This window comes from Macrococcus bovicus, from assembly GCF_004359575.1.
Classification (GTDB): domain Bacteria; phylum Bacillota; class Bacilli; order Staphylococcales; family Staphylococcaceae; genus Macrococcus; species Macrococcus bovicus.
Map to the genome: position 1 here is coordinate 152,878 of NZ_SCWF01000001.1, position 24,837 is coordinate 177,714.

28 protein-coding genes are annotated in these 24,837 nt (G+C 45.8%); 9 read left to right on the forward strand and 19 right to left on the reverse strand.

The window, feature by feature from the left end:
• Positions 1-6 precede the first annotated feature (6 nt).
• From ccsB to ERX55_RS00885, 6 genes are all read right to left on the reverse strand, one after another.
• On the reverse strand, positions 7-1,209 hold the full coding sequence (gene ccsB, locus ERX55_RS00860; protein WP_133450692.1) for a c-type cytochrome biogenesis protein CcsB: 1,203 nt from the start codon (positions 1,207-1,209) through the stop codon (positions 7-9).
• Complete coding sequence (gene resB / locus ERX55_RS00865; protein ID WP_133450693.1) at positions 1,206-2,822, reverse strand: cytochrome c biogenesis protein ResB; 1,617 nt, start codon at positions 2,820-2,822, stop codon at positions 1,206-1,208. Before resB ends, ccsB begins: the two co-directional genes overlap by 4 nt.
• Positions 2,823-2,835: 13 nt before the next feature.
• Complete coding sequence (gene resA, locus ERX55_RS00870) at positions 2,836-3,369, reverse strand: thiol-disulfide oxidoreductase ResA (RefSeq protein WP_133450694.1); 534 nt, start codon at positions 3,367-3,369, stop codon at positions 2,836-2,838.
• Between the two features lie 77 nt (positions 3,370-3,446).
• Complete coding sequence (locus ERX55_RS00875) at positions 3,447-4,181, reverse strand: pseudouridine synthase (RefSeq protein WP_133450695.1); 735 nt, start codon at positions 4,179-4,181, stop codon at positions 3,447-3,449.
• Position 4,182: 1 nt separating this feature from the next.
• Positions 4,183-4,719 (reverse strand): SMC-Scp complex subunit ScpB, encoded by a 537-nt coding sequence (scpB, locus tag ERX55_RS00880; protein ID WP_133450696.1) that lies wholly within the window; start codon positions 4,717-4,719, stop codon positions 4,183-4,185.
• A gap of 1 nt (position 4,720) precedes the next feature.
• A complete protein-coding gene (locus ERX55_RS00885) occupies positions 4,721-5,419 on the reverse strand; it encodes a segregation and condensation protein A (RefSeq protein WP_133450697.1) in 699 nt (232 codons plus the stop codon).
• 27 nt (positions 5,420-5,446) lie between these two features.
• Here ERX55_RS00885 and ERX55_RS00890 point away from each other — a divergent pair, with 27 nt between their 5' ends.
• Complete coding sequence (locus ERX55_RS00890) at positions 5,447-5,950, forward strand: DUF309 domain-containing protein (protein ID WP_165983669.1); 504 nt, start codon at positions 5,447-5,449, stop codon at positions 5,948-5,950.
• A 42-nt stretch (positions 5,951-5,992) separates the two neighbouring features.
• Here ERX55_RS00890 and xerD read toward each other — a convergent pair whose 3' ends face one another.
• The 3 genes from xerD to ERX55_RS00905 form a co-directional block, all read right to left on the reverse strand.
• The gene (xerD, locus tag ERX55_RS00895) at positions 5,993-6,880 is read right to left on the reverse strand and encodes a site-specific tyrosine recombinase XerD (RefSeq protein WP_133450699.1); all 888 of its coding nucleotides are present in this window, start codon (positions 6,878-6,880) and stop codon (positions 5,993-5,995) included.
• 68 nt (positions 6,881-6,948) lie between these two features.
• Complete coding sequence (gene fur / locus ERX55_RS00900) at positions 6,949-7,386, reverse strand: ferric iron uptake transcriptional regulator (protein WP_133450700.1); 438 nt, start codon at positions 7,384-7,386, stop codon at positions 6,949-6,951.
• A 77-nt stretch (positions 7,387-7,463) separates the two neighbouring features.
• Positions 7,464-8,006: an NUDIX hydrolase gene (locus ERX55_RS00905; RefSeq protein WP_133450701.1), complete on the reverse strand. Its 543-nt coding sequence runs from the start codon at positions 8,004-8,006 to the stop codon at positions 7,464-7,466.
• A 62-nt stretch (positions 8,007-8,068) separates the two neighbouring features.
• On the opposite strand from ERX55_RS00905, the gene ERX55_RS00910 reads away from it, so the two are divergent.
• Both ERX55_RS00910 and ERX55_RS00915 read left to right on the forward strand, forming a co-directional pair.
• Positions 8,069-8,956 (forward strand): aldo/keto reductase, encoded by an 888-nt coding sequence (locus ERX55_RS00910; RefSeq protein ID WP_243721418.1) that lies wholly within the window; start codon positions 8,069-8,071, stop codon positions 8,954-8,956.
• On the forward strand, positions 8,953-9,879 hold the full coding sequence (locus ERX55_RS00915) for an alpha/beta hydrolase (protein ID WP_133450702.1): 927 nt from the start codon (positions 8,953-8,955) through the stop codon (positions 9,877-9,879). The genes ERX55_RS00910 and ERX55_RS00915 overlap by 4 nt, the downstream gene beginning before the upstream one ends.
• On the opposite strand, the gene ERX55_RS00920 is transcribed toward ERX55_RS00915, so the two are convergent.
• On the reverse strand, positions 9,876-10,637 hold the full coding sequence (locus ERX55_RS00920; RefSeq protein ID WP_133450703.1) for an SDR family NAD(P)-dependent oxidoreductase: 762 nt from the start codon (positions 10,635-10,637) through the stop codon (positions 9,876-9,878). The genes ERX55_RS00915 and ERX55_RS00920 overlap by 4 nt on opposite strands.
• A 77-nt stretch (positions 10,638-10,714) precedes the next feature.
• Here ERX55_RS00920 and proC point away from each other — a divergent pair, with 77 nt between their 5' ends.
• A complete protein-coding gene (gene proC / locus ERX55_RS00925; RefSeq protein WP_133450704.1) occupies positions 10,715-11,518 on the forward strand; it encodes a pyrroline-5-carboxylate reductase in 804 nt (267 codons plus the stop codon).
• Between the two features lie 49 nt (positions 11,519-11,567).
• Here the strand turns inward: proC and rnz are convergent, their stop codons facing one another.
• Positions 11,568-12,491 carry a ribonuclease Z gene (gene rnz, locus ERX55_RS00930; RefSeq protein ID WP_133450705.1) on the reverse strand — a complete coding sequence of 308 codons (924 nt, stop codon included), beginning with the start codon at positions 12,489-12,491 and terminating at the stop codon, positions 11,568-11,570.
• Positions 12,492-12,599: 108 nt separating this feature from the next.
• Here rnz and zwf point away from each other — a divergent pair, with 108 nt between their 5' ends.
• Genes zwf through ERX55_RS00945 form a run of 3 tightly spaced genes read left to right on the forward strand, consistent with a single transcriptional unit; the run spans position 12,600 to position 15,579 of the window.
• Entirely contained in the window at positions 12,600-14,078 is a 1,479-nt protein-coding gene (gene zwf / locus ERX55_RS00935; RefSeq protein ID WP_133450706.1) for a glucose-6-phosphate dehydrogenase, read from the forward strand.
• 46 nt (positions 14,079-14,124) lie between these two features.
• Positions 14,125-14,727, forward strand: coding sequence for a hypothetical protein (locus tag ERX55_RS00940; RefSeq protein WP_133450707.1), 603 nt, complete (start codon positions 14,125-14,127; stop codon positions 14,725-14,727).
• A gap of 18 nt (positions 14,728-14,745) precedes the next feature.
• The gene (locus ERX55_RS00945; RefSeq protein WP_133450708.1) at positions 14,746-15,579 is read left to right on the forward strand and encodes a helix-turn-helix domain-containing protein; all 834 of its coding nucleotides are present in this window, start codon (positions 14,746-14,748) and stop codon (positions 15,577-15,579) included.
• 41 nt (positions 15,580-15,620) lie between these two features.
• On the opposite strand, the gene gndA is transcribed toward ERX55_RS00945, so the two are convergent.
• Positions 15,621-17,024, reverse strand: coding sequence for an NADP-dependent phosphogluconate dehydrogenase (gndA, locus tag ERX55_RS00950; protein ID WP_133450709.1), 1,404 nt, complete (start codon positions 17,022-17,024; stop codon positions 15,621-15,623).
• Between the two features lie 149 nt (positions 17,025-17,173).
• On the opposite strand from gndA, the gene ERX55_RS00955 reads away from it, so the two are divergent.
• On the forward strand, positions 17,174-17,368 hold the full coding sequence (locus ERX55_RS00955; RefSeq protein WP_133450710.1) for a hypothetical protein: 195 nt from the start codon (positions 17,174-17,176) through the stop codon (positions 17,366-17,368).
• Positions 17,369-17,386: 18 nt separating this feature from the next.
• On the opposite strand, the gene ERX55_RS00960 is transcribed toward ERX55_RS00955, so the two are convergent.
• From ERX55_RS00960 to ERX55_RS00975, 4 genes are all read right to left on the reverse strand, one after another.
• Positions 17,387-18,496 (reverse strand): M20/M25/M40 family metallo-hydrolase, encoded by a 1,110-nt coding sequence (locus ERX55_RS00960; protein WP_133450711.1) that lies wholly within the window; start codon positions 18,494-18,496, stop codon positions 17,387-17,389.
• Positions 18,497-18,681: 185 nt separating this feature from the next.
• Positions 18,682-19,647 carry an aromatic acid exporter family protein gene (locus tag ERX55_RS00965; protein ID WP_133451056.1) on the reverse strand — a complete coding sequence of 322 codons (966 nt, stop codon included), beginning with the start codon at positions 19,645-19,647 and terminating at the stop codon, positions 18,682-18,684.
• Positions 19,648-19,682: 35 nt separating this feature from the next.
• Entirely contained in the window at positions 19,683-20,120 is a 438-nt protein-coding gene (locus tag ERX55_RS00970; protein WP_133450712.1) for a BrxA/BrxB family bacilliredoxin, read from the reverse strand.
• A 70-nt stretch (positions 20,121-20,190) separates the two neighbouring features.
• Positions 20,191-21,285, reverse strand: coding sequence for a Glu/Leu/Phe/Val dehydrogenase dimerization domain-containing protein (locus ERX55_RS00975; protein ID WP_133450713.1), 1,095 nt, complete (start codon positions 21,283-21,285; stop codon positions 20,191-20,193).
• A 265-nt stretch (positions 21,286-21,550) separates the two neighbouring features.
• On the opposite strand from ERX55_RS00975, the gene ERX55_RS00980 reads away from it, so the two are divergent.
• Positions 21,551-21,781 carry a DUF2627 domain-containing protein gene (locus ERX55_RS00980; protein WP_133429027.1) on the forward strand — a complete coding sequence of 77 codons (231 nt, stop codon included), beginning with the start codon at positions 21,551-21,553 and terminating at the stop codon, positions 21,779-21,781.
• A 6-nt stretch (positions 21,782-21,787) separates the two neighbouring features.
• Here ERX55_RS00980 and ERX55_RS00985 read toward each other — a convergent pair whose 3' ends face one another.
• Genes ERX55_RS00985 through recN form a run of 3 tightly spaced genes read right to left on the reverse strand, consistent with a single transcriptional unit; the run spans position 21,788 to position 24,834 of the window.
• Complete coding sequence (locus ERX55_RS00985) at positions 21,788-22,492, reverse strand: glycerophosphodiester phosphodiesterase family protein (RefSeq protein WP_133450714.1); 705 nt, start codon at positions 22,490-22,492, stop codon at positions 21,788-21,790.
• 3 nt (positions 22,493-22,495) lie between these two features.
• Positions 22,496-23,149: a response regulator gene (locus ERX55_RS00990; RefSeq protein WP_133450715.1), complete on the reverse strand. Its 654-nt coding sequence runs from the start codon at positions 23,147-23,149 to the stop codon at positions 22,496-22,498.
• 17 nt (positions 23,150-23,166) lie between these two features.
• On the reverse strand, positions 23,167-24,834 hold the full coding sequence (recN, locus tag ERX55_RS00995) for a DNA repair protein RecN (RefSeq protein ID WP_133450716.1): 1,668 nt from the start codon (positions 24,832-24,834) through the stop codon (positions 23,167-23,169).
• Positions 24,835-24,837: the final 3 nt, after the last annotated feature.

Here is a 24,837-nt window from a genome sequence, read left to right on the forward strand (position 1 = left end):
GGCCTCCTAAGCGTATGAATGTAAACCAGCTATAATCAAGTTGACCGCTATCACATTGAATAAGATGATAGCAAGCCCGACAACAGCCAGCCATGCTGATTTCTTACCTTCCCAGCCACGGCCCAGTCTCAGGTGCAGGAAAACAGCATAGAATAAGAAAGTGACAAGGGCCCATACCTCTTTAGGGTCCCAGCCCCAGAATCTGCTCCAGGCAATCTGTGCCCAGATGCTGGCGAATAAGAGTCCTCCTAATGCAAAGAGCGGGAAACCGATGATCACTGAACGGTAACCAATCTCATCCATCAGCTGCAGTGACACCTTATTCGTCAGCGGCTTCACCATGGAGAAGATGGTTCTTCTCGCAATCAGACGGATCAATCCATATAACACAGTACCGATAATAATAGACCATAAGACAGTGGTCAGTTTCTGTGCATTTAAGACAGGCGGCACTTCAAGTCCTGTTGAGAAACGTTTCACTTCGCGGTAGTTGTTATTGCCTTCAGGCACAACTGGATAGGCGTCCTTGAATGTCACAAGTGCAGGCAGATGGTAATGACTGATGGCCGGGTTTTCATTCTTATCGATGTAGTAATATTGATCGTCATAATGGACAATCCCTTTCATCACAATGGTTGTCAATATAAATGCGATGACAAGGACACCGAAGTACATCACCACTTCCAGCCAGAAAGCGTCCCGAGATTTCTCCTTGGCATCTACATAGCGCAGCAAATAGATGAGTCCGGCCATCGAGCTGACTGAGAGAATACCATAAGAAATAGTGACTGTGATGACGTGAATGGCAAGCCAGTTACTCTGCAGGGCAGGAATAAGCGGACTGACTTCACGTGAGAACATACTGGCGTAGACAATGACGAGCATCGCGATAGGCAGAGAGAATAGGGCCAGTATCGGCGTATGGTAGATCGCATTGATGACCAGGAAACCGCCGACCATCATGATACCGAACATCGTCAGGAATTCATACATATTGCTGACAGGTGCATGACCCGCAGCAATCCAGCGTGTAATGAAATAGATGAGCTGCATGATGAAACCGATAGTCGTCAAGGCAACGCCTATCCGTTCATAGCGCTTATTCTTTGCTTTAATGCTCGCCGAAAAAGGTAAAATGGCGATCAGATACAAGATAAAAGCTGCATACAGAGAGGTGCTGCTGATATTCAGCCATGTTTCGTGGTTCATTTTGTTTCCTCCGATTCGTACTTATCCTTAACAGCAGGCTGATTGTTCTGTGCAAGGATAGAGTTCAGTTCATTTTTTAATCCGTAATAGTTTTTACTTGTATGTGCTGCAATCTGATTACCATTGATCCAGATTCTACGATGATTGATGTATGAGCCGATTGCCAGACCCAGCAGGAAGATCGTAAAACCGATAAAGAGATATGGTAAGGTCAGGTCCTTCTTGACATTCAGATAAGTCATCGTATGATTCGTCGCGCTGACAAATTTCACCGCGTACTGATTATCCTGTGAAATATCCTGTGAGGCCCGAATCTTCAGCAGACTGTATTCCGGCTGCCGGCCGGCCTTGTCCACCTCAAATACAAATGCCGGATTGACCGTATTCGGTGTCTTCGTAGCGAGTGTACCATTCGGCTCAATTTTATCAAAATCAGGTGCATAGTTCCGCAGATGAACGGTCAGGTCATCTGCAACCTTATAGGTCGCTCTTGGTTCATCCAGGTTAACTGTAAATGTCTGCCCCACTTCTTTTTCCGTCTTCTTATCCATCACTTTAAAGGTCATTGTTTTCAGAAGGCTCTGATCATAGCTGTTCTGATAGAGCTCAAAATGATCAAATTTAAACGGATGATTGACTTTGATGCTTCCCGTCTTGACTTCTTTCAGTTCGGGCTCTGCACCAGGAATAGAATCTTTCGTGTTTTCAAACAATGTCAGACGCGTCTCATAATTCTTGGCAATTTTATTCATCGCGCTATCCGCTTTAGTCGATTCAGTGTTTGAATTCATCTGCTGGTCATAATGCTCGAGAATAAACTTGTCGTTACGCATATAATAATGTTTATCTGTTCCTGGTATCGCTCTTGTGTCACCTTCTTTGACTGCCACTGCACCGTCATAATACAGGGCAGGCACAAATCTCAGCATGCCACCGAGCAGCAGGATGATCAGACCGGTATGGTTGATATAGGGGCCGTATCTGCTGAGACGCCCTTTTTCAGCAAGAAGCGCATCTCCTTCACGCTTTACTTTATAACGTTTTTCCGTCAGTGTCTGCTCCAGCTGGTCTAAGTCTGGATTGACCAGCTCTCCCGTCAGTCGCTGACGTTTCAAGAACGAAGGATGTTTTCTGGTTGCCTGATTACGCAATGATTTAAAGAGCGGCACGCCGCGGTCGATACTTGCAGCTATAATAGAGAATGCCACCAGGCTCAGCAGAATCAGGAACCACCATGAGGTATATAAGTTGTCAAGTCCCAGCTGATGATAAAGGTAACCTAAGGAACCGTACTTGTCCTGATAAAACGTAGCGGGATCAACATTGGCAGGTATAAAGTATTCCTGCGGCATAATAGAGCCGATTGCTGCTGCAATGATGGTGAGCACTAGCAGGATCACACCTGTCTTGACAGAGGCAAAAAAGTTCCATATTTTATCTGTCACTGTCTTGTTTTTAGTTTTTGAGCGTACAGCTGAACCATCGTAACGCATGATGTCAGTTGTTTTCTTCTTATCGTAATCATCATTGATCAAGCGGCCGCAGTTCTGACAGAGCTGTGTGCCGGGTGGATTGACATGTCCACAAGTACAGACTATTTGCTTTTCATTCATATACGACCCTCACTTACGGTGTCACGCTGTTCATATAATTTTTAATCGTCTGATCGTTCATTTCACCTTTATGAATCGCTTTTACTTTACCGTTTTTATCGATGACCACTGTTGTAGGCAGCGGGTCGATACCGAAAGCGTCAGCCACTTCATTATCTTTATCGAAGGCAACAGGCAGATGAACTTCCTCTTTCAGTCCGCTGAAGAACTGTTCCACCTGCTGAGGTGTCTTTCTTAAATGAATCGCCAGTACTTCAACGTTTTTACCTTTGTATGCTTCATAGTTCTTACTCAAAGCAGGCATTTCCCGTTTACAAGGATCACACCACGTTCCCCAGAAGTTCAGGATGACACCCTTCCCTTTATAATCGCTCATTTTAACAGTGCTGCCGTCCATCTTCTGCAGCTCAAAGGCCGGTGCCTCGTCACCTACTGCTACTGCTTTACTTTTGCTCTGCGTCACAGTCGAATAGACGATGAAGGCAATTGCCAGTGCAATCAGTGTCATCACGATATATTGAATCCATTTTTTATTTTTTTTGGTCATTTTAATTCCTCTTTCTCACATATCTAAATCTATTATAGCACTCGGCTAAAAGCCAATAGTGGCAACTATGTGAAATTTTAAGACTGATGCTGCGCGAGGTTACGCAAGGTTTTCACTTCATGCGGACTGAGCTCCCGCGCATCCCCCGCGTTTAACCCCTTCAGATTAAGCGGCCCGTACTCAACACGGGATAGTTTGACCACCTCATGGCCGAAATGCGAGAACATTCTTCTGACTTGACGATTGCGTCCTTCTGAAATAGTGATTTCGACTAAAGTGGAATTCTTCTCACGGTCCTGAGATTTCACCTTGACGATGGCCGGCGCTGTTTTACCGTCCTCAAGCATAATGCCTTTCTCAAGCTGTCTGACTTGTTCACGCAGCAGATAACCTTTTAGTTTGGCCACATATTTTTTCTTCACTTTATAGCGCGGATGCGTCATCTGATTGGCAAATTCACCATCATTCGTCAAGAGCAGTAATCCTGATGTGTCATAATCCAGCCGGCCGACAGGGAAGACTCTTTCTTCCAGCTGCGGGAAGAAATCAGTGACAACAGTACGGCCTTTGTCATCTGATACACTGGTGATGACTTTCGTGGGTTTATGAAAAAGGATGTAGACCTTATCCGGATTCTCAAGCGGGATCCCTTCTACTTCAATGCGGTCAGAAGGTCTGACCTTCGTTCCCAGCGTCTTCACCACTGCGCCGTTGACCGTCACCTTACCTTCCTCTATCAGCGCTTCTGCCTTACGTCTCGATGTGACACCGCTTCTTGCGATGACTTTCTGTAACCGATCTAATTGTTCCATATTATTCTCCTTTAGTTGTCAATGACTTGAAGAAGAGATCCATCTCTTCTTTTGTATCTGTCTCGCTGTCCTCGGGCAGTTCTTCAATGGATGTCAGACCAAATACCTGCAGGAAGTAATCGGTGGTATATAACTGCTGACTTCTTGATTCTTCTGTCTTGACCGCAACAAGCCCCCGTTCAATCAATGTCCTGACCGGCCCGTCAGAATTGACCCCGCGCAAGGTCTCCACATCACTTCTTGTCACCGGCTGGTTATAGGCGATAATAGCCAGTGTCTCCATCGATGCCTGGGTCAATTTACGTTCTGTCTGCTGGTCAACGAGTGAAACGAGATAAGGGGTATAGTCACTTCTTAGTTCTAAGAACCATTTTCCGCCGTAACGACGCAGCTGAAAGACGGAAGAGGTAAAGTCAGCCGCCAGCTGTTCTACTTCATCATGGGTGATAGCGAGTAAACTTTCAACTCTTTCACTCTCAAGCCCCTCATCTCCTACAGCGTATAAAAGCGCTTCGAATATGTCTATTTTTTCCGGCATACTAGGCTCCTCTCTTAATATAGATTTCGCCGAACAGGACCTGCTGCTCAACGTGAATTTCCTGGTTTTTCATCATCTCAAGCATCGCCATGAACAGGGTGATGAGCTGGTGTTTCGTCTCCGAAAAATGAAAGAGCTCGGTAAACTTGATCTGAGCGGAACGTCTCAGCTTGTCATGGATCACCGCAGTGGCCTGCTGGATCGTATAGTTTTCACGCTTGACCGTCATAACAGGCGCAACACGTTTCTTGCGGCTTTTCGCCTTCTCATATGCGGCAATTAAATCGGTTATATTCAGTGCCAGCTCTGCCGGCTCCGCTGTTTCATATACTGATAGATCCTGGGGTGCCTTGACGAAATGTTCGCTTGCCGCATCCCGTTTTTCGCCGAGCAGTGCTGCGTAGTATTTATAGTTCTGATATTCAATGAGCTGAGTAACCAGTTCTTCGCGGGGGTCTTCTTCAGCCTCATCTGCAGCAGGCAGCAGCATGCGGCTCTTGATGCGCAGGAGTTCACTTGCCATGACCAGATACTCCCCTTGAATATTGATGTCCCATTCAGACATCGAGTTGATATAATGAAGATATTGTTCCGTCAGATGTTTCATTGAGATATCATAGATATCTATTTCAAGTTTTTTGATGAGATGCAGCAACAGGTCAAGTGGACCCTCAAATGCATCGAGTTTTACTTCATACATAATGAATCCTTTCAGGAGGTACTTGTGATGGTCAAAACATTAATTGAATTCTATTATCATTTTCTGCATATGCGGCATTACTTTGAGTGCCATGAAATTATGGAGGACGCCTGGAAAGAAAAGTCCGTCCGCACTAAACATGATGTTGAAGTGGGACTGATTCTTCTGGCGACCAGCCAGTATCATCTGCGGCGGGGCAACAAGAACGGCGCGAGAACCTGTCTGAAAAAATCACATCATATTCTGCAGGCCTATACGCTGACAGAGATAGGGCTGCAAGATTCGACACTGCCGCTTCTTGAAGCGAACATGATGAGTGACGGCTATACACCCCTTGACCTGCCTTTAACAGATGACATGTATCAGGCGATCATCAAGGTCCATCCGGATTTCTCTGTCAACCATGAGACAGACGCGCAGTGGATACATTATCACCGCACACGCGATAGAAGCGACGTCATTGCAGCGCGGCTCCGCTCAATGCGCGATAAACACCCAGTAGATAACGCCCCAGATAAGCGCCATGATTAACAGTGCAGATAACGTGCTATATTTATTCTTCATATAAACCTCCTACGCTCTAGGATGTGTCTTCTTATAGACATCCCTGATCTGTTTTTTCGAGATATGGGTGTAGAGCTGTGTGGTGCTGATATCAGCATGGCCCAGCATCTCCTGAACTGCTCTTAAATCAGCGCCATTCTCCAGCAGATGAGTGGCAAATGAATGACGCAAAGTATGCGGCGTCAGTTTCTTCTTGATACCTGCATCTTCTTTCAGCTGTCTGATAATCTTCCAGAATCCCTGGCGTGTCATTCTTCTGCCATGAAAATTCATGAACAGACTCTCTGTCGTCTCTTTTTTCAGCATGCGCGGACGCGTATATTCAAGATAGTTGCCAAGTACTTCCATTGAGGTTGTGCCAAGCGGGATAATACGTTCTTTATTCCCTTTACCAAACACTCGGACGTAGCCCATGATCAAATTGATGTCATTGACATTCAGATTGATCAGTTCACTCACACGCATCCCTGTCGCATAGAGCAGTTCAAGCATGGCCTGATCTCTTTTACCGGACAGCTTGGTCGTGTCAGGTGACTGCAGGAACTGGTCCACTTCCTGAACACTGAGCACATCCGGCAGATGCTGGGCCACTTTCGGCGGCTCTACCATGACACTCGGATCTTTCACAGCATATTTTTCACGGAGTGCAAACTGATGAAACCCTCTGATCGAAGCTGTCTGTCTCGCAATGGTCTTCTGGGATTTATTCTGTTCTTTTAATTCGCCGAGATAAAGACCGATTGTCACGCGGTCCACATTATCAAGGTGGCCGATCTTCTCTTTAGCCAGAAAGCGGATATACCCAGTCAGGTCCCGTCTATAGGCTGCAATCGTATTGTCACTCAGTCCTTTTTCTATCGCGATGAAATGCAGAAATTCTTCCACGATATCTTCCATTCAATCACCTCACTAAAAGTTTACCATAATCTTTTTATAATCATATAAAAAACCGCAAATCATTGCGGTTATTTGTGACATCGATGGCAGATCCCATGAAATGTCAGCCGATGGTCCATAATTTTAAATTGATAGTCACGTTCTACTTTCTTCTCTACTTCCCCGAGCAGGTCTTCCTCTATTTCATCCACCGCACCGCATTCTACACATACGAGATGATGATGGAAGTGTTCTGCCCCTTCTTTTCTGAGGTCAAATCTTGCGACACCGTCACCGAAGTTGATTTTATCAACCACTTTCAGTTCCGCAAGTAACTCGAGCGTCCTGTAAACAGTCGCAAGCCCGATTTCAGGAGAACTTTCCCTTACCTTCAGAAAGACATCTTCAGCACTTAAATGATCTGATTCATTTTCCAGTAGAACCCGAACAGTTGATTCACGTTGAGGTGTCAATTTATAGGAAGCAGCGTGAAGCTGATCTTTAATTCTATCTATTCGTTCCTGCATAGTTCACCTACTCCTGACGGGCTTTTTATATTAATAAAATAGCAGTAATCACCTGACAATGCAACTATCATTCTCTATTATTTAGAATTATTATAATTTAGAAGGAGCGTCTGCAGGGCGAGAATCGTCTTCGCATCTCTAAGCTGTCCTGACTGCAGCAATGATTCAATGTCACTGACAGGGAGCCAGAAGAGTTCGATAAACTCATCATCGTCCGCTGTGTATTCACTGGATGCCGTCAGCTCCTCTGCTTGATAGAGTGAAATCAGCTCATCACAGAAGCCGGGTGAAACATAGAATTCATGGAGAAGCGTAAGCTTACCCGCCTCCAGTCCTGTCTCTTCAATCAGCTCTCTCGCTGCAGTATGGATCCGTTCCTCACCCGCTTCCACTTTACCCGCCGGAATTTCTATCAGCACTTCATCCATGGCTTTTCGGAACTGTTTAATCAGCAGCACCTGATTCTCTCTGACTGCCAGCAAGGCGACCGCACCGGGATGCTTAACGACTTCACGGGTCGTCTGTCTGCCGTTCGGCAGTTCCACCTGCTGCTTTTCCACTTTAATGATGCGCCCGTCGTAGATCTTTTCAACAGAAAGTGTTTTTTCAATCAATGACATTCTTTTGCCCTCTTTTCCGTTCATGTTAAACTAATAATAATATAACACTAGGAGGTATTCATGTGAATTATAGAACAACTAAAAGTGGTCTGAAATTTTCGGAGCTGGGTCTTGGGTGTATGAATCTCCCGCTTGATTATCCGGAGGCGAAAGCGATACTGAAGGAAGCTCTGGCATCGGACATGGGTTATTTTGACACAGCAGATCTCTATCATAAAGGCGCGAATGAAGAACTTCTCGGCAGATTTTTCAGAGAAAACGGCCATCGTCAGGATATTATGATCGGCTCTAAAGTCGGCAATGAGTTCTTTCAGCAGAATGATGAAGTAAAATGGAATCCATCACGTGAACATATTCTCAGCAGTGTCAAGGACTCTCTCCGCCGTCTCGGCACCGATTATCTGGACCTCTATATGCTGCACGGCGGCATGATAGAAGATAATAAGGAAGAAACCATTGACGCGTTCAATGTACTGAAGAAGGATGGCCTGATCAGAGCCTATGGCATCAGTTCTATCCGTCCGAATGTGATCCGTCATTATCTGGCGCACAGCGATATCGATGTCATTATGATGCAGTTCAATCTCATCGACAACCGCCCGGAAATGCTGGTCGACGAAATCAGTGAACGAGATGTCAAGATACTGGCACGGGGTCCAGTGATGAAAGGGCTGCTGACTGATAACGCTGCGTCTGTAGCGGACCGCAAGTTTGCTGACGGTGTCTTCGACTACAGTCAAGATGAACTGAAAGAAACACTCGGTAAAATTCCTGCACCTTTAGCTGTCAGCACGATGAACTATCTCTTAAGCCAGCCGGTAGCAAGCATCGTCGCCGGCGCGAGTTCGGTCGGTCAGCTGCAATCAACTGTCAGCGCTTATCAGCAAGTGGATTACCGCACGCATCACAGAGAACTGTTCCACGACTTGAACTACGAGGACCATCTATGAGACTGAGAAACATCGCTGCAGGTGTCTCAGCACTGACGACGCTCATCCTGGTCACGTCAGGCGCAGTGGGCAGTCATTACATCCTCAACTTTAAGATACGGGATGTGGATGTCATCAGACGGCGTGAAATCAAGGCGAAACGCCTGGACGAGAAAGCCTATCAGGCACTGAACCCGACAAAAGTTTCCATTGAATCGAAGAATGGTTATCATATCAATGCAGAGATCATCAAGAAATATCCCCATAATCACTGGATGATTTTCTGCCATGGAGTCACAGAGAACAGCATTACTTCTATTAAGTATATGAATCTTTTCCTGGAATTAGGTTACAACGGCGTCATTTTCGACCATCGCAGACACGGCTCGAGCGGCGGCAAGTTTTCGACCTACGGCTATTTTGAGAAATATGATCTGGAGTCGGTCATCAGCTATCTGAAAGCTACATACGGATCTGATCTGAAGTTTGGTGTGCACGGTGAATCAATGGGCGCAGCGACGATGCTCCTCTATGCAGGGGAACTGGCCAATGAAGCAGAATTCTATATCTCTGACTGTTCATTCTCTTCATTTGAACGTATCCTGACGCATCTCATCGGCCAGAGACTGCAGATTGGTTCAGGGTTTCTGCTCAAGTTCATCAATATCTTCCTCAGAATACGCTCAAGGTTTTCTCTTTATGCGGTCTCACCCATTAAAGTGGTCCAGAATATAGAACAGCCCGTCCTTTTTATACATTCAAAACCGGATCTCTTTATTCCTTACACCCATTCTGTCGACCTCTATAACAAAAAGAGAGGCCCGAAAAGAAAATGGTACCCTGAATACGGCGGTCATGCTGCCAGCTTCAATGTGAACCCTGTCACATACCGCAAAAAAGTCAGAAACTTTCTGACTGAATTTAATCTGCTGCCTGACCTTTAAGGTTTCTTGGACAGAAAAAATCTTCTGAATAACTTCTCAATGGAGCGCGGCGCCAGATTATATAAGGTCAGACCGTGATGCATCCAGAGCGGCCGGTTCACTTCCAGCTTTCTGTCAGTCATTCCTGCGACAATTTCCCTGGCGAGTGCATCTTTATCCAGTTGGATGCCTTTTGTAAGAATCTCATATCGGCCTGTCGCATCAGCGCGGCTGAAAAAATTCGTCGCAATCGGCCCCGGATTCACAGTCATGACATGGAATTCAGGATGCTCCAGCCTGAGCGCGTCTGAAAAGCTGAGTAACGCGGCTTTAGTGGCGGCATAGATAGAACCGTAAGGCGTCGTCACACGGGCAGCCTGCGAAGCAATATTCACGATAGATGCGCCGGGTCTTAAGACAGGCAGCAGACCTTTCTGCAGACGTAAGGCATGCACGACGTTGACGTTGAACATATCTGTGACCTCGTCGTCGGTATGGTCCAAAAACGTCTTAAAGTAACCGTATCCCGCATTATTGATGATGCCGTCATAACTCTCGCCTTTTGAGCGAATATGAGTGATCAGAGCACTGACTTGCTCTTTGTCACTTAAATCCAGCTGATAAACAGCTATATGCTGATAGTGTTCGGTGTAAGACTTGAGCTGCTCCCCGTTCCTGCCGATCACCAATACTTGTGCACCGCGGTGGATGAGTTCCTTCAGAATGGACTCTCCCAGTCCGCCTGTGCCGCCAGTCAGAATAAATTTTTTGCCTATCATCTTATCCTCCACTTTTACTCTTTTTCGTTCAATGTTACACTAGATGATAGGAGAATGAAACCAAGGGGGGCCCCGGCATGAAAATTGTATTCTATGGTGCAGGCAATATGGCAAGTGCAATATTCGAAGGACTGATCAGCAGCAGCCTGCTGAATAGTCATGATATTTATCTGACGAACCGTTCCAGTGAGAATCGGCTGCAGGATTATCAGCAGAAACTGAACATCAGATACAGTTACGATGATATGGCGCTCCTGACTGATGCGGACTACGTCTTCCTAGCGGCTAAACCTTATGATTTTGATGCCTTAGCGGAACGCATCAAGGATAAAATTCAGCCCGGCAATCATTTCATCTCTATTATGGCTGGAATCTCAATCCATCAGATCAAGACTAAACTGAAAACGCAGAACCCCGTCGCGCGTATCATGCCGAATACAAACGCACAGGTCCAGCAGTCAGTGACCGGCATCACTTTCTCAGAGGCCTTCGATGACAGTCATAAGGCAGAATTATTCAACATTCTCAACTCATTCGGGACAGCACTTGAAGTTGAAGAAGATAAGCTGCATCAGGTGACTGCCATCACGGGCAGCGGCCCTGCCTTTCTCTACTATATGTACGAACAGTACATCAAAGCAGCTACGAAGATGGGGCTTGATAAAGAGCATGTCGATGCCGCTGTCAGAAACCTCATCATCGGCACAGGCCATATGCTGGAGGCAAGTGAGCTGGAAATCGAGCAGCTGCGAGAGAACATCACTTCTAAAGGCGGAACGACAAAAGCGGGGCTTGATGCCCTGAAAAAGTATCCTATTGAAGATATCTTCAAGGATTGTCTTGAACAGGCCATTAAACGCAGTAAAGAGTTAGCTGAATAGACAAAAAGAGTGTCCCTTTCTTTATCGGAGAGAGTGACACTCTTTTTGTCTAATCTATCTTCACCGTCATAAAATCATGGGCAATCCTGAAGTTAAAATCAGGATGTTCTGCTCGGATGACCTCACTGAGCGCTGTGACATCCTGCTGGTGGTAACGGTTGCTCACGTGATTGATTAGAGTCAGCTTAACTTGGCTGCGCTCTGCCAGGCTGACCACATCTGCTATATGACTATGATGGTATTGATGGCTGAGCAGATGGTCTCCTTCCAAATAAGTGCTCTCATGCACCATGACATCCGCCTGCTCGGCAAGCAGGTCTTCATTGCTGTTCGGCATCGTATCACCGAAGAAGGTCAGAATCTTGCCGGGCACCGCTTCAGCACGATAATCCTGTGCGCGATACACCTTGCCTTCATATTCAACGGTATCATGCATCTTGAAATCCCGGTAAATAGGGCCCGGCATAATGCCCTCTTTCTCCAGTTTGTCCTGCAGCAGCCGGCCCTGACTGGCTGGCAGCTCAAGTCTATAGCCATAAGACGGGATACCGTGAGCCAGCAGATGGACTTTGATGGTAATATCGTCTTCCTTAAAGACAGCGGCATCTTCCACTTCCACTATTTCCAGCGGATAGTTCAGGCGAGACTCCGACAGCTTTAAAGTGGTCTCGATAAATGCCTTGATGCCAGCCGGCCCGTACAAGGTCAGCGGCTTATTCTCACCGCCCTGGAAACTCCGGGATGATAATAGTCCGGGCAGTCCAAAGAGATGGTCACCGTGCATGTGTGTAATAAAGACTCTCCGCAGCTTGCCCAGTTTAATTCTCGTCTGGAGAATCTGATGCTGAACCGCTTCCCCTGCATCAAACAGCCAGAATTCATTGAGCAGCGGCTCAAGACTCAGAACCGTTGCTTGTGTATTTCTTTCTTTTGTGGGCAAGCCTGCACTTGTTCCTAAAAATATGATTTCCACGTTTGTTCACCTACTTAATTTATCAAGATATTATAGCATGTTTTAATTGTATTTTAGGTCATTGTATGAAAAAATAATAAGGAATTTAAACGAATCGAGGTCCCCTAGATGGATATTGAAAAGCAGAATATTCCTTGTCTCATCACTATTTTTGGCGCTACAGGCGACTTAAGTCATCGCAAACTATTCCCATCATTATTCCACCTCTTTCAGCAGGGTAATCTGAATGAGCATATTGCGGTCATCGGTATTGGCCGCAGAGACTGGGATAATACGAAGTTTAGAGAGGAAATCAGAGCCTCTATTAGAGAACACGTCAAAGATACGGAGCGGCTTGATGATTTTATGACACATGTGTACTATCAGTCTCACGATGTCAAGGATCCTGAAAGCTACAAGCAGCTGTTATCCCTCTCCCAAGAGCTTGATACGAAGTATGGCCTTGAAGGCAACAGATTATTCTACCTGGCGATGGCACCTGAATTCTTCGGTACTGTCACTGATGCCCTGAAAGAAAGTGGTCTGACAGATACAGAAGGCTTCACGCGTCTGATCATCGAGAAACCGTTCGGCACTGACCTGAAATCAGCTGAAGCACTGAATGCTCAGATCACACGTTCCTTCAAAGAAGAAGAGATCTATCGTATCGACCATTATCTCGGCAAGGATATGGTGCAGAATATCGAGATTCTGCGTTTCAGCAATGCGATGTTTGAACCGCTGTGGAACAATAAATACATTTCTAATATTCAGGTGACATCTTCAGAGACACTCGGCGTCGAAGACCGGGGTGGCTACTACGATAACAGCGGGGCCCTGAAGGATATGGTGCAGAACCATATGCTGCAGATTGTCTCACTCCTTGCGATGGAGCCTCCTATCTCGCTTGAGTCCGACGATATCAGGAATGAAAAGGTCAAAGCACTCCGCTCCATCAGACAAATCAAACCGTCAGAAGTACGTAGTTATTTCGTGCGTGGCCAGTATGATAAAGGAACCGTCAACGGCGAAGCTGTCCCTAAGTACCGCGATGAAGAGAACGTCAATCCAGAATCTAATACACCTACTTTCGTCGCAGCGAAAGTCATGATTGATAACTTCCGCTGGGCCGGTGTTCCTTTCTATATCCGTACAGGTAAACGCATGAAAAAGAAAGAAATACGCGTCGTGGTTGAATTCAAGGAAGTCCCGATGAATTTATACTACAAACGCGACCAGCATCTGGATTCAAATCTGCTCGTCATCAATATACAGCCGAATGAAGGGATTGAACTTCACCTGAATGCTCGCAAATATATTGAAGGCATCGACACTGAACCTGTCAAATTATCGTACGCCTTAACCGCACAGGATAAAATGAATACCGTCGATGCTTATGAGGGGTTGATCTATGACTGCCTCAAAGGTGATGCGACCAACTTCACGCACTGGGAAGAACTGAAAGCAACCTGGAGCTATGTTGATACGGTTGATCAGTACTGGCGCGAGCACCCGGCTCCCTTCCCTAACTATCAGGCAGGTTCAAACGGCCCTGTTAAGAGCGAGCTCCTGCTCACACGTGATCATCTGCACTGGTGGGATTTTTAATCAGCTTGAGACCTTAGTCTCAGGCTTTTTTTGAGGAGATGACAACATGTCAGATGAAGAACTGAATATCATGACGCATGACGGCGAGCGCCATTTCCCGGCACTCAGACATTATCATCGCTATGAGGCTACGGCCTATTCCGACCTTGTGCAACTGGCCGATTATTTACTGACAGTCGCAAAGAATGACCATTTCGTCGACTTCGGCTCCGGTTTAATGCGTGTCCCTATCGCCATCCATCATCTGCTTGGCATAAAAACGACAGGGATCGAGCTCAATAAGGCATTGTACCTGGCAAGCTGTCAGAATATCGAACAGTACCGTCAGACCTTTCACCCTGCCACAGATAAAGCTCACTTTCAGGTCCAGGCGATCAATTTAAATGTGCTCGACTATCAGTTTGACGGCAGCGAAAGCATGCTGTTCTTTTTCAATCCGTTTTCCGGTGAATTATTCAGGACGATCATTCATCGTTTCTTATCGAGTTATCCGTACAAAAGACGTGCGTTTGTGATATTATATTATGCAAAGCATGAATATATTGACATATTGGAGCAGTTCGGACTATTTACAGAAATTCACCGGATTGAACTTGCCGGCTTTAAGGACGACCCCGACGATATCATCGTTATTTACCAGATTGGTTAAATCTAGAAATGAGGCACTATGGAACCGTTAAACATGATTCAGCAGACCATCGTTTACTTGGAAGATAATTTACTCAGGCAGGTTGAACTGGAGGAAGTAGCCCGTCATATCGGAGAAACTCCCTTTCATCTCAATCAGACGTTCACGATGATTACAGGCATGAATATCGAGGAATATATCAGGAACAGACGTCTGACTGAAGCGGCAAGAGAGCTTGTGGAGGGCCGCAGCAGTCTGCTCGAAATCGCAGAGCAGTATCAGTATCAGGATGCGGCTTCATTCAGTGAGGATTTCAGAGATTATCATGGCCTTTCACCCCTGCAGGCACGTTCACATCAGGAGCAGCTTAAACAGCTGAAGCGGCTCTATGTCAAGTTCAGCGTCACAGAAAAGCCGCCTCTTCCCTATTTAATCCAAACCCGTGATTTCGCAAGAATGATTGGTTACCGGGAGCAGATCCATAACCGGGATCTGTATCATCATTTTCTGCTGGCCGACTTGCTGTATAGCTACCAGCAGGACGGCAGACTGGAGCGCCTCACCTCCAACCATCGTGTCCCGCTATATATGGTCATCCATCCGCATGCTTACGGTCTGGAGGTCTTTCTCGGAATCGAGAGCAATGCCTCGACACAGCTTGAGACAGAACATCTGCATCATCAGAAGTTTGCGGTCTTCAAGGAAAGAGGCCATCTCGATTATATCTTCAATGAGATCTGGCAATCCATCGAGCAGCAAGTAGCCGTCATGCTGAGCTTCAGAAAAAATGACTACTATATCATCCAGCTGAATGAACCGCTGGATTTCGACAACGCCCATAATAAAGTTCTCTTCCATCTGCCCATCGACTAAAATAACCCCTGCAGACTCATCTGCAGGGGTTATTTGCGGCCTTATTTCCACTCGGTGTGGAAGATGCCCTCTTTATCTTTACGTTCATAGGTATGCGCACCGAAATAGTCACGCTGCGCCTGGATCAGGTTCGCCGGCAGATCCTCGGCACGGTAGCTGTCAAAGTAAGTGATCGCTGCTGCGAATGATGGGACCGGGATGCCCGCTTCAATCGCTGTACCCGCTACGCGGCGCAGAGAGCCGTTATACTGGGAGACAATCCCGTTGAAATATGGATCAAGCAGCAGATTCTTGAGCTCCGCATTGTTGTCATAAGCATCCTTGATCTTCTGCAGGAACTGCGCCCGGATGATACAGCCTTCACGCCAGATCATCGCTAAGTCGCCTAAACGAAGGTTCCAGCTGTTCGTATCGCTCGCCACTTTCATCTGGCTGAAGCCTTGGGCGTAACTACAGATTTTGCTCATATATAAAGCTTGTCTGATCTGTTCAAGAAACTCTGCTTTGTCACCCTTGAAGTCATATTCATGCGCATCAAAAGCTTTTGAGGCAGCGACTCTCTCTTCTTTCTGAGATGAAATGAAACGTGCAAAGACAGATTCCGTGATAATCGTCAGCGGGATACCGAGATCAAGTGCATTGATAGATGTCCACTTACCTGTACCTTTCTGACCGGCCTTATCCATCACCTTCTCAACAAGCGGCGTGCCGTCTTCATCCAGTTTTCTGAAGATATCCGCTGTGATCTCAATCAGATAGGAGTCAAGTTCACCCTTGTTCCACTCAGTAAATGTGTCTGCAATCTCCTCGTGAGACATTTTCAGCACATTTTTCATCAAGTGATAGCTCTCAGCGATGAGCTGCATATCTGCATATTCAATACCGTTGTGCACCATCTTGACGTAATGACCTGCTCCGTCCGGTCCGATATAAGCGACACAAGGTTTACCGTCCTCCGCTTTTGCGGCGATATCCTCCAGAATAGGTCTGACAAGTTCATAGGCTTCCTTCTGGCCGCCCGGCATGATGGATGGACCATGGAGCGCACCTTCTTCACCGCCTGAGACGCCTGTGCCTATGAAGTTAAGACCTTTTTCTGACAGATATTTATTCCGGCGGATGGTGTCATTATAATTCGTGTTACCTCCGTCTATCAGAATATCGCCTTTCTCTAAGTGGGGGATCAGACTTTCAATCGTATGGTCTGTTGCTTCCCCGGCTTTGACCATCATCAGAATCCGGCGAGGTGTCTCAAGACTCTGAACAAATTCCTCCAGCGTATAGGTCGGAAAAATATTTTTTCCTTCAGATTCTGCTACCATCTCCTCCGTCTTCTGAGGGGAGCGGTTAAAGACAGAGACTGTATAGCCCCTAGATTCAATATTCCAAGCCAGATTCTTACCCATTACGGCAAGTCCGATGACACCTATTTGTTGTTTCGTCATGTAGATACCTCTTTCCTGTTCATTTTCCTCATTATTATAACATAGAGCGGATGACCGTACTAAGAAGAGAACTATATTCACAGCAGATTACTGGAATATAGCAGCTATATGTTATAATAGTTTCAAATATTTGTATGGGAGGGAATGATATGGCCTTTGTTAATCTCTTTGCGATCTTTTTGTATCTGCTGCCCTTTATCATCATTATCTTATTAGTCTGGTGGGTGACATCCCTTGTCAATAAAAGCTATCAGCAGAAAGAGCGCCATTTCCAGGTTCTCACTGAACAGAACCAGCAGATGATTGCCGCACTTCAACGTCATCACGAAGAAAAACACCTGTAACAGGTGTTTTTCTTCGTTTTAGACAAGGCTGATGATTTCCAGCACCTGCTCATTTAATTTGACCAGTTCACTGATCGGCATTTTTTCCTGCTTCGTATGAATGTCCTGATAACCGACTGCAAGAACGAGTGTCGGCACCCCGAAACCATTGAAGATATTCGCATCGCTGCCACCGCCACTTTTCTTCAGGACAGGTGACAGACCCACATTCTCAGCTGCTTGTTTTGCAATCTGTACGACTTCACTGTCCTCTGCTACGTTAAAGGCAGGGTAGCTCGGCGTCACTTGAACCTCAGCACTGCCGCCCATTTCAGCGGCTGTCTGTTCAAATGTTTCCTTCATATGCGCGACCTGCTGATCCAGCTTACCTTGATCCAAGCTGCGTGCTTCAGCTAGAATGAAGCAGCTGTCCGCAACGATATTGGTTACGGTGCCCCCTTCAAAGCGCCCGATATTCGCAGTCGTCTCTGCATCAATACGCCCAAGTGTCATCCGGCTGACTGCCTTAGCAGCAATATTAATGGCACTGATACCCTCTTCAGGTGCAAGACCTGCATGCGCGGTTTTACCGGTAATATGAACTTCGAGCTTAGCCTGGCTAGGAGCCGCGGTAACGATAGTCCCCACTTCATTGCCGGAATCGAGAGCATAACCGAATTCACTCGTCAGATATTCAGCATCAAAGGCCTTGGCACCCACCAGCTGACTTTCCTCACCCACTGAAATCACGATCTGCAGAGGCCCATGCGCCAGGTTCTCCTCTTTGATGACGGTCAATGTTTCCAGCAGCACTGCAACCCCAGCTTTGTCATCGGCACCGAGAATCGTCGTGCCATCCGAGTAGATGATATCATCTTTAATGACAGGCTTGACCCCCTGCCCCGGCGTCACCGTATCCATATGACAGGAGAAATAAATCGGTTTTCTGGATTCATCTCCCTCGATATTGATAATGAGATTACCTGCACCGAAGCCTGTATCTTTCTGACTGTCGTCTTCAATGACATGGTAACCTAGATCCGTCATCACCTGCGTCAGATGATCGGCTATTTCTCTTTCATGACCTGTCTCACTGTCAATCTGCACAAGTTCTAAAAATGTGTCTACTAACCGCTCTTTGTTTAACATATGAACGCTCCTCATCATCTCAATAATTTGTTATAATAAATAAAAAAATAGAAAGGAATCCATCATGAATCATAACGCAAGAAGAATTCTGATCATTCTATTGTTGATCGCTGTCGTAGCAGCTCTCATCCTCTCCAGTATTTTACCCTTTTTAACGATGTAATCTACAGAAGTAGATTACTTTTTTATTTTCTTAAAGAACCGAATTTCGATTTAATCACCAAATAGGCCTCAAGCTCTCTCAGCAACTGAAAAGCAGATGCCCTTGAATGGAGGGCTTCATAATGATCAGGGAGAGGATGCTCTCTCATCTCCAGCTGGATGGCATAGAGGTCGTGCAATCGGATGGCCGTGTAATCATTGCTCGAGATATTCTGTCCCATCTCATGAATCAGCTCACTCAGCTGCAGGTGAAGCTGCTCAGAACGGCTGACATCATTGATGAGGTCAACCATCCGGTGAAGAAGGATCGCCTGCTTGCCCCGCATATCAAAATAGTGATAATAAGAGTTCTGATTCCGTACAAAGTGATTCTCTACATCCATAAAGGCCACAGATTTAGCCTTCTCGATGGTCAGGAGCGCCTGATCGATCAATTTATGATCGAGGACAATATCCACATACTTAAGCGCTTCACTGAACTCAGAGAGAATGACTTGAAACTCCTGTTCAATCTTCACCTTGAACGTATCGAGCTCCTTTGTCCGGTTCGGCATATAAAGATTGAGCACCAAGGCGATGGATAGACCCACTATGATTAACAGCAGCTCATTCAGCATGAAGCCTATGCTGACGCCTTGTGAGTTGAAACAATGCAGAATAATGACACAGGCGGTCACCACGCCTTCCTGTGTCCCCAGCACGACAGTCGTGGGTATAAAAAGCAGGACAACCAGTCCGAGTACCAGCGGGTAATAACCCATCAGCTCAAATATGACGCTGGCAAATACAAGTCCCAGCACACATGAGACAAGACGTGCCCACGCTGCCTGCACAGATTTCATTTTGGTGTTTTTAATACATAATACGACTAGAATAGCAGCAGAGGAGAAATTGACAACGCCAAGATACTTGGCAATGATCACCGCGATAGCCATGCCAAAAGCGGTCTTCAGTGTGCGGTAACCGATACGGTAAGGATTCAGTTTCATGGTCTTCATGAAATAAAGCCAAGGTTTCCCTCGGCTTATCTTTCCTCCCCGTATTCCTCAAATAGGGCTTGAATATTCGTGATGACACTCATCGGATCATGTCCCTCGATTTCGTGACGCTCAATCATCGAGACGATCTTACCGTCTTTCATTAACGCAAATGACGGGCTTGATGGTGGATACCCTTCAAAATAGTCACGAGCTGTCGCAGTTGCTTCTTTATCCTGTCCTGCGAAAACGGTGACAAGCTGATCAGGTAGTTTATCATAATGAAGCGCATGTGCAGCGGCAGGACGAGCGATACCGCCTGCACAGCCACAGACAGAGTTAACCATGACAAATGTTGTCCCCGGTTTACTGAATGCTTCTTTTACTTCTTCTGATGTTTTCAGCTGCTGATAACCTGCATCCTCAATTTCCCGTCTTGCAGTATCAACGACTTCGTTCATATAGAGATTAAAATCCATTTCCATGCTAGCACCTCTTCAGTTTTTTGATACCCTTATCTTACCGAAACTTTGAAGAGATATCTACCATACCGGTTTATCTTCTTGAAATAAGTGAATGTTCATGACGGCTGAATGTGCTTCTGACACGCATCATCTGATCGATGCGTTCTTCGGCCATCTTTTCAGCGGCTAATGCAGTCGAAATCTGATCACGTTTAGCTATTTCGAAGATTTTATCCATCTGATTGTATATTTCCTTCACTTTATCTGTCGCCCGTTTTTCGTTGTAGCCATGAAGCTCATCTGCTACATTGATCACACCGCCCGAATTAGCTACGAAGTCAGGGGCATAGATGATATTCCGCTCAGCGAGCTGAGCGCTATGCTTCTCCATGTCTTTCAGCTGGTTATTCGCGCTGCCGCAGACCGCTTTCACTTTCAGCTGAGGGATGGTCTCGTCATTCAGAATGCCGCCAAGCGCGCACGGGGCGAAAATATCCGCTTCCACACCGTAGATCGCGTCCGGTTCAACAGCAGTGGCACCGAAGGCATTGACAGCGCGGTCAATAGACTCCTGGAAGATATCTGTCACGATCAGTTCCGCACCTTCTTCATGCAGATATTCACAGAGCTTATAAGAGACATTGCCGACGCCCTGCACTGATACTTTAAGGCCGTTCAGTGAATCCGTGCCGAATGCTTCTTTTGCGGTACGCTTCATCGCCTGGTAGACGCCGTATGCTGTCACCGGACTCGGATTGCCTGATGAACCATAGCTTTCAGAGAGGCCGACCACAAAATCAGTCTCCTCATGGATGGTATCCATATCACTGACTGAAGTCCCCACATCTTCTGCTGTGATATAACGGCCATTCAAGCTTTCAATGTATCTGCCAAGTGCTCTGAAAAGCGCCTCAGACTTATCCTTTTTAGGGTCACCGATGATCACGGTCTTAGCGCCACCTAAGTTCAGACCAGCTGCTGCATTCTTATAGGTCATGCCGCGGGCTAAACGCAGTGCGTCTTCAATGGCTTCCTCTTCAGATTGATACGGCCACATACGGCAGCCCCCTAGTGCCGGTCCAAGCGTTGTATCATGAATAGCGATGATCGCTTTAAGTCCGCTCGCTTTATCCTGACAGAACACCACTTGCTCATAATCATACTGCTCCAAAGTCTCAAAAATCATTATTCTACCCCTTTTCGTGATTTTCTCAATTATTACAATAATATTATTGCATAAAAACTTTGATTTTTAAACCATAAATAAAAATTTAAAGAGAATCGCGTAAAAACACAATTTTGCTAATACTTTAAATCAATAAAGCGTTTACACCGATATCTATCGAAATCTTAACTTGAATTAACACTATATTAATATAGTATTTTAAAAATTAAATGTTAACTTATTTTTATTTCCCGGTCATTCAGTTATAATAGGGTCAGGTGATATTATGCAAAAAATCTTAGCACTTCTTGTGCTGATTATTCCTATTTATCTGGCCGGTCTGGGCATAAAATGGATGAGAGATGCCGTATTTGGTGTCCTCGTGCCGGAACTGCATTACATATGGCTCCAATTCCTGTTAGGGGCTGTCTTTTCAGTTCTCGGTATTGCATTTGTCGGCGGCTATATTCTGCATATGGAAAAACGAAATAACAGAGTACCTAAAAAAGAGAAGTAACCGACGTTACTTCTCTTTTTTCAGTTTTACTGCCGTTTCCACTTCATCCGTGATAATGGCAGCCACTTCTGACTCCAGCCAGTACTGCAGGTCGCGCTCTTTGTTGACGGTATAGATACGGACCGGAACACCGTGAGACTGGATTAATGCGGCGTATTCACGCGATGTATAATTTGTATCTGTATGTATGGCATCAAAGAGATAGCGCTCTTTTAACAGCCAGGGCTGATCAATATATTTAGTATAGAGAAGTGCCGTCTCTATGTCAGGGGCAAGCTGTTTCATCTTCAGAATGGATTCAGGATGAAAACTGGATATCACTGTTTGAGAAGTGTCATAGTTCATGAGTAATTGAGCCAGTTTCTGCTCGAGCATTCCGTCAGTGACAGCCTTTATCTCTATGTTCAGGGACAACGAGGTATCTCTTAAAAGTTCCAGCACTTCAATCAGCCTCGGCACACTTTCTTTTCTGACAGTCTTCGAAAACAGCTTAATTTTACGGATCGCTTCATAATCCATCTCATGAATAAAGCCTGGATGCCCGGCCATGCGCTTGAACTGTTCATCGTGAAAGACCACAATCTCGCCATCCCGCGACAGATGGACGTCCAGTTCAATCCCATCAGCCCCGTACTGGACAGCCTTCTTGAATGCAGTCATGGTATTCTCGGTATACTTTGCTCTGTATCCTCTATGTGCGATAATTTTCATGTTCTACCTCATCAGATATTCTAGTAGTTCCCCTGTCGTCGGCCGTACCATTTTACCTTCTGCCTGCCAGTGCTGTTCAAGACCATTTCTCCAAGCTTTTTCAATCGCATGTCTGATTGCCCGTTCAATGGTCGCTTTGTTGACATCAAACTTACGCGCAATCTCAGGATAAAGTTCGCCTGTAAGATGATTGATTTTGGCTGGATGCTGCTCAAGAATGTTCAGTGCCTCATAAATATACTGAGTCCCTTTTAAACGCTGCGCAAAATAATCGTTCAGTAAATCCGAGTCCTTCTGTTCCGTCATACGCAGGATAGTCTGTGCAATGACTTCGAGCTTGACAGGTTTTAGGAGAAAGTAATCACCGCCAAGTGTCAAGGCTTCATGGAGAATCGACTCCTTGCCAAAGGCAGAGAAGCAGATCACTTTATAGGGACGGTCAGCCGGAATATCGTTTTTAAGAAGTGTCAGCCCGTCAATGTTCGGCAGTATGAGATCCAGCAGCAGAACATCAAAGTTGCCCCGCTGAATCAGTTCCTGGCCCCGCTGGCCGTCATTGGCTATATCAGTCACCATCATTCCTTGGGAAGAAAGATAGCGATGAATACCAGCAGCGAGTTCCTGTGAATCTTCTATTATTGCTACGCGGATTGCCATTTATCTCATCCTTTATCTTAATCTTTATTCTGGGAGATGAGTTCAGCTGCATGCTCCAGCGTCAGAGGTGTCACTTCAACTCCAGATATCATACGTGCGACCTCTTTCACTTTGTCATCTCCGGTCAGCTCCGTCACAGTGGTTATCGTCCGGTCGTCCCGCTCGTGCTTTTCGATGAAGAGATGATGATCACTGATGGCCGCTACTTGCGGCAAATGAGATATACAGATAACCTGTATATGCTGCGCGATCTGTTTCATCTTTTCAGCCATTTTCTGGGCGACACGACCTGAGACGCCAGTATCCACTTCATCAAAAAGGATGGCGGTCTGCCCTCTGTTTTCAGCAAAGATCGTCTTCAATGCCAGCATGATACGAGATAACTCACCGCCGGAGGCAATCTTATCCAACCCTTTCAAAGGTTCGCCTTTATTCGGACTGATCATAAACTCAATCGTCTCAAGCCCCGCTAATGTAGGTTCAGTTTTAGAAAATGCGATTTCAAAGTTAGCACTCTTCATCTCCAGATGATGAATCTCATCAAGAATCTTGTTGCGCAAGTCAAGCGCATCCGTCCGACGTTCCTTGGATAACTGTGTCCCTTTTGCTATCACCTTCTGATACTGTAATTCTATTTCTTTTTTCAGCTGTGAGGTGCTCTCTTCAAGATTCTCGATCTGATTGATCTCGGTCTCGAGGTCATCAATAAGCAGTATCAGTTCGTCGTGATTTTTACCGTATTTCCGCTCAAACTGCTGAATCAGATTCATTCTTGCTTCCATGTCATTCAGAAGATTTTCATCATATTCATTGGACGTCAGTTCGTCATATAGCCGGTGCTTGGCATCTTCAAGCAAATAGTAGACACTATTTGTTTCTTCCAGCAGTGAGGCATATCCCCCTTTCAGAATCTCATCGATTTCCTTCAAGGACTCATTAAAATCGAATAACTTATCGATGATATTGTTCTCATCACTTAAGTAGTTAACCGTTTTCGTCAGCTCATGATTCAGCTTTTCAAAGTTTCGAAGGCGATTGATATCATCCTTAAGCTGATTGACCTCGCCCGCCACAAGTTTAGCCTGCGTCAGTTCATTGTGCTGGAACTTGATGAGATCAAGCCGCTGGAGCAATGATTCATCCTTCTGTTCCAGTTTTCTCAGTTCTTCCTTCTTCTCCTGATAGATTTTAAAGGCGTCTGTATATTCGTCTAAAATGGCCTGATAGCGGCCACCTGAAAACTCATCCAGCAAGCGGATATGATATTTCGACTTCAGCAGATGCTGCGTCTCGTGCTGACCATGAATGTCAAGCAGCTCCTGCATCACTTGTTTCAGTTCAGATAGTGTGACAGTCTGGCTGTTGATCTTACAGATGCTTTTACCTGTCTTCATGATCTCCCGTTTAACAATCATAAAGTCATCCTGATCAATGTCTTTTTCTTCAAGCAGCTGTCTGACATTCGGGTTATCATCAATATCGAAGACACCTTCAATGACAGCCTTATTTTCACCGTGGCGCACAAGGTTCTGGCTTGCTCTTGCACCGATCAGCATGGAAATGGCATCAATAATAATCGATTTGCCGGCGCCTGTTTCCCCGCTCAGGACTGTCAGACCGTCTTTGATTTCAATACTCAGTTCATCTATGATGGCGAACTGCCTGATGGATAATGTCTGTAGCATAAA